Raw genomic sequence first — 14,203 nt, 5'->3', positions numbered from 1 at the left:
GAAGGCGGGCGGCTGCCCAGGTGGGGGCGGCACCGAGCCTGGTCCAAAACGGTTGTCTCCCGGCTCCATGCAAGCCCCCCAATTCGGCGTGCGCGACTCAATCGGCGTGCCGGGTCACCACCCGTCACGCCACACAGTATGCAACCGTGCTCGGACAGTGGTCACCAGGGGGCGGTCCAAGCCAGGGCTCACGTGGGGCGGGACATCGCCATGGCCAGCGTGATCAGCCCCAGCACCACCCAGCCGAACCACAGCCAGCCGTTACTGCCGAGCGCCGCCGTGTAGGCCGTGACCACGACAAGTCCGCCGACGGTGATCACGCCCATGGCCTTCGTAGCGTCGGGCATCGCGACACTCTCCTCCCGGTAGCCGGGCGCCACTGCGCCCGTACCGCGGCTGATAGGTCATCGTCTCCCGCGATGACCCACTTCCGCTAGGCCGTTCTTCCTTCCGGTCCTTCCTTCCGGATCATCTCCCGGACGGGAGGAAGATGCCAGCGATGCGGAGGGGCCGTACGCCCGGGGAGACCCTAGCTCCCGCGCGCGTGCAGTGACGCCAGATAGGCGTTGTACTGCTCCAGTTCCTTGTCGCCGTCCCGGTCGGCGGCCCGGTCCTTGCGCTTGGCCTCCCGCTCCTCGGAGCGACGCCATTGGAACAGCAGCGCGATCAGCACCACCACGGACGGGATCTCACTGAACGCCCAGGCGATTCCGCCCGCGGCCTCCTGGTCACTGAGCGCGTCGATGCCCAGCGAGGCCGGGGGGCTCATATACGTACCGATCATCGGCTGGGACGCCATCATCAGCGCGATCCCGAAGAACGCGTGGAACGGCATGCCCGCGAAGAGCTCCAGCATCCGCATCACATACCCGGGCCGCCGCGGCCCCGGGTCCACGCCCATGATCGGCCAGAAGAACACCACACCCACCATCAGGAAGTGCACCATCATGAAGGTGTGCCCGGTCTTGGACTCCATCAGGAAGTCGAAGAGCGGCGTGAAGTACAGCCCGTACAGGCTCGCGATGAACATCGGAAGCGTGAACGCCGGATGCGTGACCACCCGCATATAGCGGCTGTGCAGCACCTTGAGGAGCAGCTCCCGCGGCCCCTTACGGCCCCGGCCCGCGACCGGCAGGGCGCGCAGCGCCAGCGTCATCGGCGCCCCGAGCAGCAGCAGGATCGGCGACAGCATGCTGATCACCATGTGCTGCACCATGTGCACGCTGAACATCACCATGCCGTAGTCGTTCAGCTTGGTGCACATCACCAGCGCGATGCTCAGCACGCCGAGTACGAACGCCACCGTACGGCCGGCCTGCCAGGCGTCCCCGCGCCGCACCAGCCGCGCCACACCCCAGCCGTAGAGCCCCAGCGCCACCAGGGAGCTAATGAGGAAGAAGGGGTCCAACGACAGTTCCAGACCCCGTGCCAGCGTGAACGGCGGCAGATCCATCATCATGCCGTGTCCGCTGTGATCCGCCATCCGCTCGCTCCTGATTCGTACCGGTTGTCCGAACCAGAGTAGAACCGCCCCGGTCCGCGACTGCGGGCGGGGGCGGTTCTGAACAGCAGTACTGGCCAGTGCTACTGACCAGCGGAACCGCTACGAGCTGAGGGTCACAGCACGCACTCGGCCTCGGCGTAGCGCTCGTCGGGCACCGTCTTGAGGGTTTCCACCGCCTCGGCGAGCGGGGCCATCACGATGTCGGTGCCTTGCAGGGCCGTCATCTTGCCGAACTCGCCGCGGTGTACCGCCTCCACCGCGTGCCAGCCGAAGCGGGTGGCGAGTACCCGGTCGTACGCGGTCGGGGTGCCGCCGCGCTGCACATGGCCGAGGATCACCGGGCGGGCCTCCTTGCCGAGCCGCTGCTCCAGCTGGAGGGAGAGCTCCCGGGCGATGCCCTGGAACCGCTCGTGCCCGTAGATGTCCTTGCCGCCCTCGTCGTACTCCATGGTGCCCGGGCGCGGCTTGGCGCCCTCGGCGACGACGACGATCGCGAACTTCTTGCCCTGCGCGAAACGCGCGCCGACCCGCTCGGCCAGCTCCGTGATGTCGAAGGGGCGCTCCGGCACGACGATGGCGTGCGCACCGGCGGCCATGCCCGAGTTCAGCGCGATCCACCCGGTGTGGCGGCCCATGACCTCGACGATCAGCACCCGCTGGTGCGACTCGGCGGTGGTCTTCAGCCGGTCCAGCGCCTCGGTGGCCACGCCGACGGCGGTGTCGAAGCCGAAGGTCACGTCGGTGACCGCGATGTCGTTGTCGATCGTCTTCGGCACGCCGACGATGGGCAGACCGCCGTCCGACAGCAGCCGGGCCGCCTTGAGGGTGCCTTCGCCGCCGATCGGGATGACCGCGTCGAGCTCCAGCTCCTCGAGGTGGTTCTTGGCCACCTCGACGCCGTTACGCAGCTGCGCGGGCTGCACCCGCGAGGAGCCCAGGATCGTGCCACCGCGGGCCAGGATGCCGCTCACGGCCTCCAGGTCCAGCTTGCGGTAGTCGCACTCCAGCAGGCCCTTCCACCCGTCGTGGAAGCCGATGACCTCGTCACCGTGGTCGACCACGGCGCGATGCACGACCGAACGGATGACAGCGTTCAGTCCGGGGCAGTCGCCGCCGGAGGTGAGGACACCAATACGCATGGCCCAAGAACCTTTGCAACGTGGGCGGGAGACCGGACCACGCCGTCCGGCAAAGACCCCGTCACCCTACTAGTGCGAAGTGACGGGGCCGAATCAGTCCCATCTGCCGGACCTTGGAGAAGCCTACGAACGACAGCGTCAGGCGGGCTGCGTCGCCGCGGCGATCCGCTCGTCGCGCAGCGCCTCGTACCACCGGTCGTCGGCCGGGGGCAGGGCGTTCACGTCCAGGGCCAGCTTCAGCAGCAGGTCCGCGATCTGCGGATTGCGGGCGAGCACCGGACCGTGCATGTACGTCCCGAACACCGCGTCGTTGTACGCGCCTTCGGTGCCGTCCCCGGTGCCGTTGCCCTGTCCCAGACGTACCCGGGCGAGCGGCCGCGCCGACGGGCCGAGGTGCGTGATGCCCTGGTGGTTCTCGAAGCCCGTGAGCTGGGGCAGGCCCAGCGGGCCGTCGATGTCGCCCAGGACGTCACCGACGCACCGCGCGCCCTCGCCACGGGTGGACACCACGTCGAGGAGGCCGAGGCCCGGCTCCCGCTCACCAAGGTCGTTGATGAACTCGTGACCGAGGATCTGGTAGCCCGCGCAGACCGAGAAGACGATCGCGCCGTTGCCCGCCGCGCGGTTCAGGCCGCCGTCCCGGCGCAGCCGCTCGGCCGCGAGCCGCTGCGGCCGGTCCTCACCGCCACCGATCAGGTAGATGTCGCCGGACGTCGGCACCGGCTGGTCGCTGCGCACGTCGTAGCGCTCGACCTGAAGGCCCCGCTGCCGGGCCCGGCGTTCCACGACCAGGACGTTGCCCTGGTCGCCGTACGTGCTCAGCAGGTCGGGGTAGACCCACACCACACGCAGGCTGTTGTCACTCATGCTGATCCGTCCTTACGAGGTGTGGCGGGGGCTAGTTGCCGACGCGGCGGCGCAGGTCCTGGAACGCGGTGTAGTTGGCGATGACCTCGATCCGTCCGGGCGGGGCCAGCTGCACCGCCTCGTCGACCGTCTCACAGACCCGGAAGTCCAGGCCCGCGACCTCCAGGCGGACGGCGAGGTCCAGCTTGCGGTCGCCGATGACGAAGATCGGGTGCCCGGCGAGCCGGGTGTAGTCGACGTCCCACAGCCACGAGGTGTCGGTGCCGTCGGCGCCACGCGCGTTCACCGACAGCAGCACCGGGGACGGCGGCGGGTCGATCAGCGAGAACGTCTCCAGCCAGCCCGCGGGGTTCTTCGCGAGCAGCAGTCGCAGGTCACGGCCCTGGAACTGCACCACGTCGTACCGGCCGGCCACCGCCTGCACCTGGTACATCCGCTCCAGCGCCACCTGCGGCGGCACCCCGAACACCGCGGCGACCGCGGCGGAGCTGGCGGCGTTGGCCTTGTTCGCCCGGCCCGGGAGCTGGAGGTGGATCGGCCACGCCGAGCCGTGCGGGTCCAGGACGTGGTCGCCGCTGAGCGCCCAGCTCGGCGCGGGACGGCGGAAACCGCACTCGCCGCAGAACCAGTCGTCGCCGGGGCGCTGCATCACACCGCCGCACGACGGGCAGGACCAGGCGTCGTCCTTCCACTCCTGGCCCGCCGCGACCCACACCACGTTCGGCGACGAGGACGCCGCCCACACCACCAGCGGGTCATCGGCGTTGGCGATGATGACGGCCTTGGAGCCCGACAGGCCCTCCCGCCAGCGCTCGGCGAGCATCCGGGTCTCACCGGCCCGGTCGAGCTGGTCGCGGGAGAGGTTCAGCAGCGCGATCGCCTTGGGCGCCACATCGCGCGCGACGCCCGCGAGGTACTTCTCGTCGACCTCGATCACACCGAACTTGGCGTCCGAGCCACCGGCCAGCGCCGAGGTGATCCCGGCGGGCATGTTCGCGCCCAGCGCGTTCGACACCACCGGGCCCGCCGCGCCGAGCGCCTCGGCGATCAGCCGGGTCGTGGTGGTCTTGCCGTTCGTCGCGGAGACCAGGATCACGTCGAGGTGCTGGGCGAGGCGCCCGAGCAGCTCCGGGTCCAGCTTGAGGGCTACCCGGCCGCCGATCACCGATCCGCTGCCGCGGCCCGCGGCCCGCGATACGGCAGCGGCCGCCTTGCCCGCCGTCACGGCCAGCTTGGCCCGCGGCGACAGCGGGTCCGTGTTCCCTGACATCGTCCTAGATCCTCCTTGCATACGGCGCTGTGCCGGTACCTGGCCCCCCAGCCCCCGACCACTGGTCCGGCCTCAGCCTATCGAGGTCCGGGCCGGGCCCCGAACCACGCCACCGGGTAAGGGCCGGTGGCAGGGCGCCGCGTGGGCGGAACGTACCCTTGCGTCCATGCGACAGGGTTCCATCCCGGGCAGCTCCGGGCGCGTACGGCCGATGACTCTGCTCGGCGATCCGGTGCTGCACGCCCCGTGCGCGGAGGTGACCGACTTCGGCCCCTCGCTGGCCCGGCTGATCGAGGACCTGTACGCCACGATGTACGCGGCCCCGGGCGTCGGCCTGGCCGCGAACCAGATCGGCGTCGCCCAGCGCGTGTTCGTGTACGACTGCCCCGACGACGAGGACCGTCGCCACGTCGGACACCTGGTGAATCCGCGCCTGGTCGAAGCGGACGGGGTGACCGTACGCGGTCCCGAGGGCTGTCTTTCGCTGCCGGGGCTCGAGGCGGGCACCGAACGCTTCGACCACGCCCTGGTGGAGGGCGTCGACCTGCACGGTGAGCCGGTACGGGTCGAGGGAACCGGGTTCTTCGCCCGCTGCCTGCAGCACGAGTGCGACCATCTGGACGGCCTGATCTACGCCGACCGGCTCACCGGCTGGCGCCGCGGCCGCGTGCTGCGCGCCGCCCGCCGGGCCCCCTGGAACCGGTAGTCCCGCGGCTGGTGGTTTCGCGGCCGGTAGTTCCGCGGCCGGTGGTTCCGCGGCCGGTGGTTCCGCACGCTGCGTGGCTCTGGCTCTCAGACCGGCCAGTCGCTCAGAACCCAGGCCCGCCCAGGCGGTCACCGGCCGCGGCCAGCCGCCCCCAGAGCAGATCCGCCAGACTCCGTACCAACTCGGCACGGGAACAGGGCCGTTCGCCGAGCCACCAGTCGCCCGCCGCGTGCATCATCCCGACGATGCCGTGCCCCCAGACGCGCGCCAACTGCGCGCTGTCAGGGCCGAGGTCGACCCGCTCGGCGATGACGTCGGCGAGTTCCTCGCCGAGCCTGCGCAGTACCGGCGCGGAGTGCAGTCCGACGTCGAAGCCCTGCTCGCCCTGGGTCCCGGTCTCGGCCGGGTGCATCAGGAAGCGGTAGACCTGCGGCCGCGCCTCGATCGCGGCGAGATAGGTGTCCAGGGTCGCCTCGACCCGTTCCCGGCGCTCGGCGGGCGCGTCGAGCGCGGCACGCAGGGCGCCAAGGAGCGCGTCGGTGTGCCGCTTGGCGAGCGCGGTGTACAGCCCGCCCTTGTCGCCGAAGTGCCGGTAAAGGATCGGCTTGGTGATCCCGGCCTCGGCGGCGATGGCGTTCATCGAGGCGCCGGGCCCGTCCCGGAGCACCACTCGGTCGGCGGCCTCCAGCAACTCGCGCCGCCTGCGCTCGGCCGACCGTTCCTGGTCGGTGTGCTGCGTGGTCGTCTCCATGGTGGTTCTCCCCGCCCGTGTGATTCCGTGACGCAACGCGCAACGTAACACTCTCCCTCGCTGTCTCCTCGAACGAGCGGCCGGGAGTTGACAGCTGCTACTTGCGAGTAACAGACTCAAGTTACCGTAAGTAACAAGGTGCTGGAGGGGACATGGCTGAGTTCACCATGGAGCTGAGCGACGAGCAGAAGGAGGTCCGGGACTGGCTCCACGGCTTCGCCGCCGAGGTGATCCGCCCCGCGGCCGCCGAGTGGGACGAGCGTGAGGAGACCCCCTGGCCCGTCATCCAGGAGGCGGCCAAGGTCGGGATCTACTCCCTCGACTTCTATGCCCAGCAGTTCTTCGACCCGACCGGGCTCGGCATCCCGATGGCCATGGAGGAGCTCTTCTGGGGCGACGCGGGCATCGCCCTGTCGATCGTCGGTACCGGGCTGGCGGCGGTCGGTGTCCTGGCCAACGGCACCGAGGAGCAGATCGGCACCTGGATACCCCAGATGTACGGGGACGTGGACGACGTGAAGGTCGCCGCCTTCTGCTCGTCCGAGCCGGACGCCGGGTCCGATGTCGCCGCGATGCGCACCCGCGCCGTATACGACGAGGTCAAGGGCGAGTGGGTGCTGAACGGCACCAAGACCTGGGCGACCAACGGCGGCATCGCGGGTGTCCACGTCGTCGTGGCCGTCGTCGACCCCGAGCTCGGCTCCAAGGGCCACGCCTCCTTCATCGTCCCGCCCGCGACACCCGGCCTGTCCCAGGGGCAGAAGTTCAAGAAGCACGGCATCCGCGCCTCGCACACCGCCGAGGTCGTCCTGGAAGACGTCCGGGTGCCCGGCCACTGCCTGCTCGGCGGCAAGGACAAGCTTGACGAGCGCCTGGCCCGCGCCAGGGAGCGCGCCAAGACCGGCGGTGAGCGCGTCAAGAACGCCGCGATGGCCACCTTCGAGGCCTCCCGCCCGGCGGTCGGAGCGATGGCGGTGGGCACCGCGCGGGCCGCGTACGAGGAGGCCCTGGAGTACGCGAAGACGCGGACCCAGTTCGGCCGCCCGATCATCGACAACCAGGGCGTCGCCTTCCAGCTGGCCGACATGCGTACGCAGATCGACGCGGCCCGGCTGCTGGTGTGGCGCGCCTCCTGGATGGCGACCACCGGCAAGAAGTTCACCTCGGCCGAGGGTTCCATGTCCAAGCTCTACGCCAGTGAGACCGCCAAGAAGGTCACCGCTCAGGCCGTCCAGATCCTCGGCGGCAACGGCTTCACACGCGAGTACCCGGTCGAGCGGATGCACCGGGACGCGGCGATCTACACGATCTTCGAGGGCACCAGCGAGATCCAGCGCCTGGTGATCGCGCGCACGCTGTCGGGCATGCCGATCCGCTGACATCGCCACACAATGGGGACAAGTCCTGACATAAGGAGATGTCTGCCGATGTCGAAGCGAGGCAACAAGCGGCGCGCCCGCAAGAAGAAGAGCGCCAACCACGGCAAGCGCCCCAACACCTGAGCGCGGCACACAGCGGCCGGTCCCCTGCCCACCCGGGCGGGGGACCGGCCGCTGTGAGGTCCGCGTCCCGCGCCCGCCCCCGCCCCGCACGCCGCCGCACTCCGGTGCGCCGCCTCGGCTGACTTCCCAGGTCCGGCCGCCGTGACTACTGTGAGCCGTCGACCAACGCGACGGGCATCAGGAAGCCGGTGAGAAACCGGCACGGTCCCGCCACTGTGACCGGGGAGCGAACCCCACAGACGACCACGGCCGCCAGGCTGGAAGGTTGGGGTGAGTGACGATCCGGGAGTCAGGACACTGACCTGTCGCGGACACCATCCACGGGGCGTGGACCCCAGGAGGCGTGCATGCGCGCTGCCGCGCAGTCCAAGGCGGCAGTCGCGTTCGGGTGCTCGGCGTGCGCCGCTCACGGTCCTCGGGGCCGTGTGCTGGCCGTACGCCGCCGTCCCGGGTGCCGTTCCCCTGGCGGGCCGTACCCCGGACGCGAGAGGAACCCCGGATGCCCGAACGCGCCGTGCCGAGTGAGCATGTCTCGCGTCGCCGACTCCTGGGAGGCGCGCTCGCCGCGGCCACCCTGCCCCTGCTCGCCACCGCCTGCGGACGCGCCGCACCAGCGGACACCGGCAAGGGACTCACCGCCACCGACCTGACCGGAAAGACCGTCGAACTGCCGCGCCCCGCACGCCGGGTCGTCACCATCCCGCTGCCCGCCGCGTCCATGGTGGTCGCCGTGAACGGCGGCCCCGAGGCGCTCGCCGGGATGAACGCCGCCTCCCGCACCGCCATCGAGGGCAGCTTCCTGGGCACGGCCTACCCGGAGTTGCTCAAGGTCCCCACTGATGTGGCGGCGGCCGAGTTCGCCCCCAACGTGGAGAGCGTCCTCGCCCTGAATCCGGACGTGGTGATCCAGTGGGGCGACCGTGGGCCAGGCATCGTCGAACCCCTGCGCAAGGCGGGCCTGAAGGTCGCCGAGCTCACCTACGGCACCCAACGCGACCTGGAGTCCGCCCTCACTCTGTACGGCGAACTCCTCGGCAAACAGGACCGCGCCGCACGCATCCGCCGCGACATGCGCGGACAGCTCAAGCGCCTGCGCGCCGAACTGCCCCGCCGCGACGGCGCCCGGCCGTCCGTGCTCTACCTGCGTGGAGCCGCCGACGGACTCCACGTCGGCGGCAAGGACTCGTACAACCACTTCGTCACCGAACTCGTCGGCGGCCGCAACCCCGCCGAAGCGATCAAGGACGAGCAAGCCACCATCGACGTCGAACAACTCCTCACGTGGAACCCCGACATCGTCCTGCTCGGCAACTTCGGCCCCGCCACCCCCAAGGACCTGTACGACGATCCCGCACTCCGCACCCTGCGCGCGGTGCGCGAACGCCGCGTCTACAAGGTGCCACTCGGCGGCTACCGCTGGGACCCGCCCAGCCAGGAGTCGCCCCTCATGTGGCAGTGGCTCGCCGGTCTGGTGCACGGCACCGGAGCGCCCGGCCTGCGGGCCGAAGTCGCCTCGCAGTACGCGTTCCTGTACGGCACCAAGCCCACCCGCGCCCAACTGGACACCATCCTCCAGCTGCGCACCAACAGCGCCTCCCGGGACTATGCCGACTTCGGCCACTGAGCGCGCCCGGGCGCGCGACCAGGCCCCGGCCCCCACACTGGCCATCGGCCGCCGACGCCAGCGCTCAGCCCTGATCGGACTGCCGCTCGCGGTGCTGCTCGTCGGCGTCATCGCCCTCGCCATCGGCCGCTACACCGTCGGCTTCGACCAGGTCCTGCGGATACTCATCGGCCAGTTGCTGCCGATCGAGCGGACCTGGACGGACACCGAGGAGGCCGCCGTACTCCAGGTGCGGCTGCCACGCGTCCTGCTGGCCATGTTGGTCGGCGCGGGCCTCGCGGTCTGCGGCGCGGCACTCCAGGCCGTCTTCGGTAACCCGATCGTCAGCCCGCAGATCCTCGGCGTGTCCTCCGGCGCGTCCTTCGGCGGGGCCCTCGCGATCGTGCTCGGCCTCGGCTCGGCCGCCCTGGTGCTCGGCTCGTTCGGCTTCGGACTGCTCGCCCTGGTGGCGGTGTTCGCCACCAGCCGGGTACGCGGGCCCGCGCCGCCGCTGACGATCGTCCTGTCCGGCATCGTCGTCGGGGCGTTCTTCGCGGCCCTGGTGTCCCTGCTGACGTATCTCGCCGACCCGTACGGCGAGTTGCAGTCCATCGTGTTCTGGCTCCTGGGCAGTCTGGCCACGGCCACCTACGGCAAGGTCGCGGTGGCCGCGGTGCCGGTCCTGCTGGGCGGGGCCCTGATCTGCGCGCTGCGCTGGCGGATCAACGTCCTGTCACTCGGCGACGAGGACGCCATGACGCTCGGGCTGCGCCCGGGGCGGCTGCGCTGGCTGCTGCTCACCGCGGTGGCCGCCGTCGTCGCCGGGGCGGTCGCGGTGAGCGGAGTCATCGGCTGGGTGGGGCTCGTGGTGCCGCACCTGGCCCGCCTGTGGGTCGGCCCCGACCACCGGGTGCTCATCCCGGTGAGCCTGGGCCTGGGCGCCGCGTACCTCACCGCCATCGACACGCTGACCCGCAACCTGGGTGTGGCCGAGATCCCGCTCGGCGTGCTCACCGCCCTGGTCGGAGCGCCGGTCTTCCTGCTGCTCCTGCACCGTAGCCGCCGGGGGATGTGGTCCGATGCTTGAGCTCGACGGCCTCGGCTTCACCCACGACGGGAGCGACTGGCTCTTCCGCGGCGTCTCGCACCGGCTCACGCCGGGCGGCATCCTCACCGTGCTCGGGCCTAACGGCCGCGGCAAGACCACTCTGTTGCGCTGTATGGTCGGCCTCGCGACGCCCACCGAGGGGCGGATACGCGCCGACGGCGCGATCGGCTTCGTCCCGCAGAGCCACCGCACGCCCTTCGCTTACACGGCCCTGGACATGGTGCTGATGGGCCGAGCCCGGCACCTGCGGCCGCTGGCCACACCCGGCCGCCGCGACACCGAACGAGCCCACGCCGCCCTGGAACGCGTCGGGCTCGACCACCTGGCTCACCGCGACTACCCACAGCTCAGCGGCGGAGAACGCCAACTGGTGCTGATCGCCCGGGCGATCGCCTCCGAAAGCCCGGTACTGGTCCTGGACGAGCCCGCGTCCGCGCTGGACCTCCGCAACCAGGGACGGGTGCTGCATCTGCTGCGCGGCCTGGCGGACGAGGGCCGGAGCATCGTCTTGACCACCCATCACCCCGACCACGCCATGGAGATCGCCGACACCGCGATGCTGATGTTCGGCGGCACCGACGTACGCGTCGGACCAGCCGACGCCCTGCTGACCGACCACACCGTCGGCGCCCTCTACGGCGTCCGCGCGCACGCCCTCGTCCTCGACGACTCCGACGACCCGGGCAGCCCGCCGCGCCGTGTCATCGTCACCCGCTACGACCAGGAGCCGCCCTCATGAGCCCCATACCCACACCCACGCCCACGCGCGGCCACGAAGCCCACCTCGCCTGCACCGTGCGGCCCTGGGCACAGTTCCCCCTCGCCCGCGCCCTGCGCGGCATCCGCACCGCCGGATACGACGCCGTCGCCCTCCCCGTGCACGGCGTCACCGAAGTGATCACCCCCGACACCCCGGCCACCCGCGCCGCCGAGGTCGCCGCGCTCATCCGCGACCACGGGCTGCGGCTGCTCGTCCTCAGCCACGCCGCCGACCTGGACGGCCCCGACGAGCGGGCGCTGGACGCGCTGCGCCGCCAGATCGACCACTGCGCCCGCCTGGGCGTCACCACCCTGGTCGACATGGGATGCCCCGAACTCACCCACGGCGACCGCTACCTACGGCTCATGGCGGCCGCCGCCCCGTCCGCCGCCGCCCACGGCGTGACCATCGCCGTCAAGCCGCACGGCGGCCTGACCCGCAGTGCCGCCGACACCCTGTCCGTCGTCCAACGCGTCGGCCACGAAGCCTTCCAGGCCTGTTGGGACCCCGGCAACCTGGTGCACTACGGCGGCAAGCCGCCCGCCGACGGGCTGGCCGAACTCGCCCCGTACATCGCCGCGGTGGGCGCCCGCGACCACCCCGTCCGCGGCAGTAACCGGGCCACCGCCACCGGAGGCATGCCACCGGCGATCACCCCAGGCGACGGCATCGTGGACTTCACCTCCCTCTACCGCACGCTGCGCGCCCATGGCTTCACCGGGCCCAGCGCCGTGGAGAGCGTCACCCGTCTGGGTACGGTCGAAGAACTCGACTCCGAGGCGGAACGCGCCCGCCACCACCTCCGCGACGCGCTCGCGGGCCGCCCACCGGCCGGGCGGTCGCGGCCCGCGCCCGCGATCCCCGCCGACCGGTCCTGTTCCCTGATCGCCCGCACCGCGGCCGAGGACCCGATCGGCACCGCGCGCCCCTTCGACCGCTTCCTGATGCTCGAACTCCCGCTGCCCTGGCCCCCCGGCATGGGCACCCCGGTATGGGAGACCGACCGGGTCCCCGCACCACTGCGGGCCGCCCTGCGTACCGCCACCCGCCGCACCACCGAACGCGGCCTGACCATGAAGACGTTCGCCGCCGCACCCGACCCGGACTACTCCACGCCCTGGCAGATGCGCATCATCCGCTTCGACCGCGCCCCGGGCCCCGCCGCCCCCCTCACCCGCATCGAACACCACCTGCCCGCCGACCGCGCCCCGGCGCTGATCGACGCCCTCTTCACCGAGGACCCCGCCGCGCTCGCGCCCTTCTCCGCGCACCGCGACCGGACCGCCCACCGTGACCTGGTCGTCTGCACCCACGCCTCGGTCGACGCCTGCTGTGGCACCCTCGGCTACCCGTTCTACCAGCGGCTCCGCGCGGCCCACGGCAGCGGCGGGGCGGTACGGGTATGGCGTATCAGCAGCTTCGGCGGCCACCGCTTCGCGCCCACCCTGGTCGACTTCCCCGAAGGCCGGTACTGGGGCAACCTCACGCCCGACCGCATGGCGCGGCTGGTCGACCGCACCGGCGACCCGGCCGACCTGATGGACCTCTACCGCGGCTGGTGCTGCCTGCCCGACCCCGGCGAGCAGGTCATCGAGCGCGCGCTCTTCCGCCACTACGGCTGGGACTGGACCGCCCACCGGCTGACCCTTCACCGGGAGGCCGCCACCGACCCTGCCACCGACCCCGCCACCAGCCGCGCCGTGAGCGCGTACGACGCCACGGTCCACGACCCTCGCTCCGGAGCCACCCACCGTCACAGCGCCGAGCTCCACCACCTCGGCCCCCGGCCGGTCCTGATCGGTTGCGACCGCACCGCGGGAGAGATCCAGCGCTACACCGCCACCCTCTCGGACCTCCCGGACCACTCAGACGTCGACGGCTGAGCCAGGGGCCCTGGCCTGGCGGGTTCCGGGCGGGCTCGACCTGGCCGATTCCCGGGCATATCGTGGTAGTGACGGGCGCCTCGGACGACAAGGGGTCGTCATGCTCGAAGAGCTGCTCACAGTAGGTCTGACGGCCGCGACAGCCGGTGCGGTGTATGTGGCTGCGGCGGCCCGCGTGGTGAAACAGTACGAGCGGGGTCTGGTCTTCCGCCTCGGACGCCTCAAGGAGCACATCAGGCCGCCCGGATTCACCATGATCGTCCCGGCCATCGACCGGATGGTCAAGGTCAATCTGCAGATCGTGACGCTGCCGGTGCCCGCGCAGGAGGGCATCACCCGGGACAACGTCACGGTCCGGGTGGACGCCGTCGTCTACTTCAAGGTGGTGGACCCGGCCAGCGCGATCGTGCGCGTCGAGGACTACCGGTTCGCGGTCGCGCAGATGGCGCAGACCTCGTTGCGTTCCATCATCGGCAAGAGCGAGCTCGATGACCTGCTGTCCAACCGCGAGAAGCTCAACCAAGGCCTGGAGCTGATGATCGACAGCCCAGCGCTCGAGTGGGGCGTGACCATCGACCGGGTCGAGATCAAGGACGTCTCGCTGCCGGAGACGATGAAGCGCTCGATGGCCCGGCAGGCCGAGGCCAATCGCGAGCGCCGCGCCCGCGTGATCAACGCCGACGCCGAACTCCAGGCGTCCAAGAAACTCGCCGAGGCCGCCCACCAGATGTCCCGAGAACCGGCGGCGCTCCAACTGCGCCTGCTGCAGACCGTCGTGGCCGTCGCCGCCGAGAAGAACTCCACCCTGGTCCTGCCCTTCCCCGTCGAGCTGCTGCGCTTCCTGGAACGCTCCCACAACCCGGATTACCCGCTCAGTCCAGATGAGGATGAGGACGGGGCCCCTGCCGAGGTGCCGGATCTCGCGGAGCCGCTCCTGGAGGCCCCGGACGCCCCGGAGGCCGCGAAGCTGGAGGAGGGCCTGAAGGTCGAGGGAGACCTGGAGCTTGAACAGGCCCTGGATGCTGAGCAACCCCCGGCACCCGATGAGCCGCCAGCGCCCCCGGCACCCGAGGAGCCCCCGAACCCCCGGGCTCCCGGTGACACTTAGCA

General features: G+C 71.2%; 14 protein-coding genes and 1 riboswitch. Of the genes, 8 read left to right on the top strand and 6 right to left on the bottom strand.

From position 1 onward, the window contains the following. Positions 1-188: 188 nt before the first annotated feature. The 5 genes from GCN81_RS31790 to GCN81_RS09440 form a co-directional block, all read right to left on the bottom strand. Positions 189-347, bottom strand: a complete 159-nt coding sequence (locus tag GCN81_RS31790) for a hypothetical protein (RefSeq protein WP_197287546.1) — start codon at positions 345-347, stop codon at positions 189-191. 182 nt (positions 348-529) lie between these two features. Beyond that, positions 530-1,483: a cytochrome c oxidase assembly protein gene (locus tag GCN81_RS09455; RefSeq protein WP_156723633.1), complete on the bottom strand. Its 954-nt coding sequence runs from the start codon at positions 1,481-1,483 to the stop codon at positions 530-532. A 134-nt stretch (positions 1,484-1,617) separates the two neighbouring features. Then, complete coding sequence (locus GCN81_RS09450) at positions 1,618-2,643, bottom strand: 6-phosphofructokinase (protein WP_156723632.1); 1,026 nt, start codon at positions 2,641-2,643, stop codon at positions 1,618-1,620. A 138-nt stretch (positions 2,644-2,781) separates the two neighbouring features. Continuing rightward, positions 2,782-3,510: a type 1 glutamine amidotransferase gene (locus GCN81_RS09445; RefSeq protein WP_156723630.1), complete on the bottom strand. Its 729-nt coding sequence runs from the start codon at positions 3,508-3,510 to the stop codon at positions 2,782-2,784. Positions 3,511-3,541: 31 nt separating this feature from the next. Continuing rightward, entirely contained in the window at positions 3,542-4,780 is a 1,239-nt protein-coding gene (locus GCN81_RS09440) for a Mur ligase family protein (protein ID WP_156723628.1), read from the bottom strand. A 166-nt stretch (positions 4,781-4,946) separates the two neighbouring features. On the opposite strand from GCN81_RS09440, the gene def reads away from it, so the two are divergent. Next, a complete protein-coding gene (def, locus tag GCN81_RS09435) occupies positions 4,947-5,486 on the top strand; it encodes a peptide deformylase (protein WP_156723626.1) in 540 nt (179 codons plus the stop codon). Positions 5,487-5,589: 103 nt separating this feature from the next. Here def and GCN81_RS09430 read toward each other — a convergent pair whose 3' ends face one another. After that, positions 5,590-6,237: a TetR family transcriptional regulator gene (locus tag GCN81_RS09430; RefSeq protein ID WP_156723625.1), complete on the bottom strand. Its 648-nt coding sequence runs from the start codon at positions 6,235-6,237 to the stop codon at positions 5,590-5,592. A gap of 152 nt (positions 6,238-6,389) precedes the next feature. On the opposite strand from GCN81_RS09430, the gene GCN81_RS09425 reads away from it, so the two are divergent. The 7 genes from GCN81_RS09425 (at position 6,390) to GCN81_RS09400 (ending at position 14,201) form a co-directional block, all read left to right on the top strand. Beyond that, the gene (locus GCN81_RS09425; protein WP_156723623.1) at positions 6,390-7,616 is read left to right on the top strand and encodes an acyl-CoA dehydrogenase family protein; all 1,227 of its coding nucleotides are present in this window, start codon (positions 6,390-6,392) and stop codon (positions 7,614-7,616) included. 48 nt (positions 7,617-7,664) lie between these two features. Further along, on the top strand, positions 7,665-7,739 hold the full coding sequence (locus tag GCN81_RS32965) for a 50S ribosomal protein bL37 (RefSeq protein WP_371657075.1): 75 nt from the start codon (positions 7,665-7,667) through the stop codon (positions 7,737-7,739). Between the two features lie 135 nt (positions 7,740-7,874). Next, positions 7,875-8,059, top strand: a riboswitch (cobalamin riboswitch). A gap of 179 nt (positions 8,060-8,238) precedes the next feature. Continuing rightward, positions 8,239-9,363, top strand: a complete 1,125-nt coding sequence (locus GCN81_RS09420) for an ABC transporter substrate-binding protein (RefSeq protein ID WP_156723621.1) — start codon at positions 8,239-8,241, stop codon at positions 9,361-9,363. Further along, positions 9,344-10,429 (top strand): FecCD family ABC transporter permease, encoded by a 1,086-nt coding sequence (locus GCN81_RS09415; RefSeq protein WP_156723620.1) that lies wholly within the window; start codon positions 9,344-9,346, stop codon positions 10,427-10,429. The genes GCN81_RS09420 and GCN81_RS09415 overlap by 20 nt, the downstream gene beginning before the upstream one ends. After that, entirely contained in the window at positions 10,422-11,189 is a 768-nt protein-coding gene (locus GCN81_RS09410; protein ID WP_156723618.1) for an ABC transporter ATP-binding protein, read from the top strand. Before GCN81_RS09415 ends, GCN81_RS09410 begins: the two co-directional genes overlap by 8 nt. Then, on the top strand, positions 11,186-13,093 hold the full coding sequence (locus GCN81_RS09405) for a TIM barrel protein (RefSeq protein WP_156723616.1): 1,908 nt from the start codon (positions 11,186-11,188) through the stop codon (positions 13,091-13,093). Before GCN81_RS09410 ends, GCN81_RS09405 begins: the two co-directional genes overlap by 4 nt. Positions 13,094-13,193: 100 nt before the next feature. Then, positions 13,194-14,201 (top strand): slipin family protein, encoded by a 1,008-nt coding sequence (locus GCN81_RS09400; protein WP_156723614.1) that lies wholly within the window; start codon positions 13,194-13,196, stop codon positions 14,199-14,201. Positions 14,202-14,203 lie beyond the last annotated feature (2 nt).

The sequence above is a fragment of the Streptomyces apocyni genome, assembly GCF_009739465.1.
Lineage (GTDB): Bacteria > Actinomycetota > Actinomycetes > Streptomycetales > Streptomycetaceae > Streptomyces > Streptomyces apocyni.
This window is presented reverse-complemented; position numbering and strand designations above follow the sequence as displayed.

What these genes read in the sequence shown, in the direction of transcription:
- GCN81_RS31790 (WP_197287546.1), bottom strand. Translation starts at nt 347, where the DNA reads ATGCCCGACGCTACGAAGGCCATGGGCGTGATCACCGTCGGCGGACTT.
- GCN81_RS09455 (WP_156723633.1), bottom strand. Translation starts at nt 1,483, where the DNA reads ATGGCGGATCACAGCGGACACGGCATGATGATGGATCTGCCGCCGTTC.
- GCN81_RS09450 (WP_156723632.1), bottom strand. Translation starts at nt 2,643, where the DNA reads ATGCGTATTGGTGTCCTCACCTCCGGCGGCGACTGCCCCGGACTGAAC.
- GCN81_RS09445 (WP_156723630.1), bottom strand. Translation starts at nt 3,510, where the DNA reads ATGAGTGACAACAGCCTGCGTGTGGTGTGGGTCTACCCCGACCTGCTG.
- GCN81_RS09440 (WP_156723628.1), bottom strand. Translation starts at nt 4,780, where the DNA reads ATGTCAGGGAACACGGACCCGCTGTCGCCGCGGGCCAAGCTGGCCGTG.
- def (WP_156723626.1), top strand. Translation starts at nt 4,947, where the DNA reads ATGCGACAGGGTTCCATCCCGGGCAGCTCCGGGCGCGTACGGCCGATG.
- GCN81_RS09430 (WP_156723625.1), bottom strand. Translation starts at nt 6,237, where the DNA reads ATGGAGACGACCACGCAGCACACCGACCAGGAACGGTCGGCCGAGCGC.
- GCN81_RS09425 (WP_156723623.1), top strand. Translation starts at nt 6,390, where the DNA reads ATGGCTGAGTTCACCATGGAGCTGAGCGACGAGCAGAAGGAGGTCCGG.
- GCN81_RS09420 (WP_156723621.1), top strand. Translation starts at nt 8,239, where the DNA reads ATGCCCGAACGCGCCGTGCCGAGTGAGCATGTCTCGCGTCGCCGACTC.
- GCN81_RS09415 (WP_156723620.1), top strand. Translation starts at nt 9,344, where the DNA reads ATGCCGACTTCGGCCACTGAGCGCGCCCGGGCGCGCGACCAGGCCCCG.
- GCN81_RS09410 (WP_156723618.1), top strand. Translation starts at nt 10,422, where the DNA reads ATGCTTGAGCTCGACGGCCTCGGCTTCACCCACGACGGGAGCGACTGG.
- GCN81_RS09405 (WP_156723616.1), top strand. Translation starts at nt 11,186, where the DNA reads ATGAGCCCCATACCCACACCCACGCCCACGCGCGGCCACGAAGCCCAC.
- GCN81_RS09400 (WP_156723614.1), top strand. Translation starts at nt 13,194, where the DNA reads ATGCTCGAAGAGCTGCTCACAGTAGGTCTGACGGCCGCGACAGCCGGT.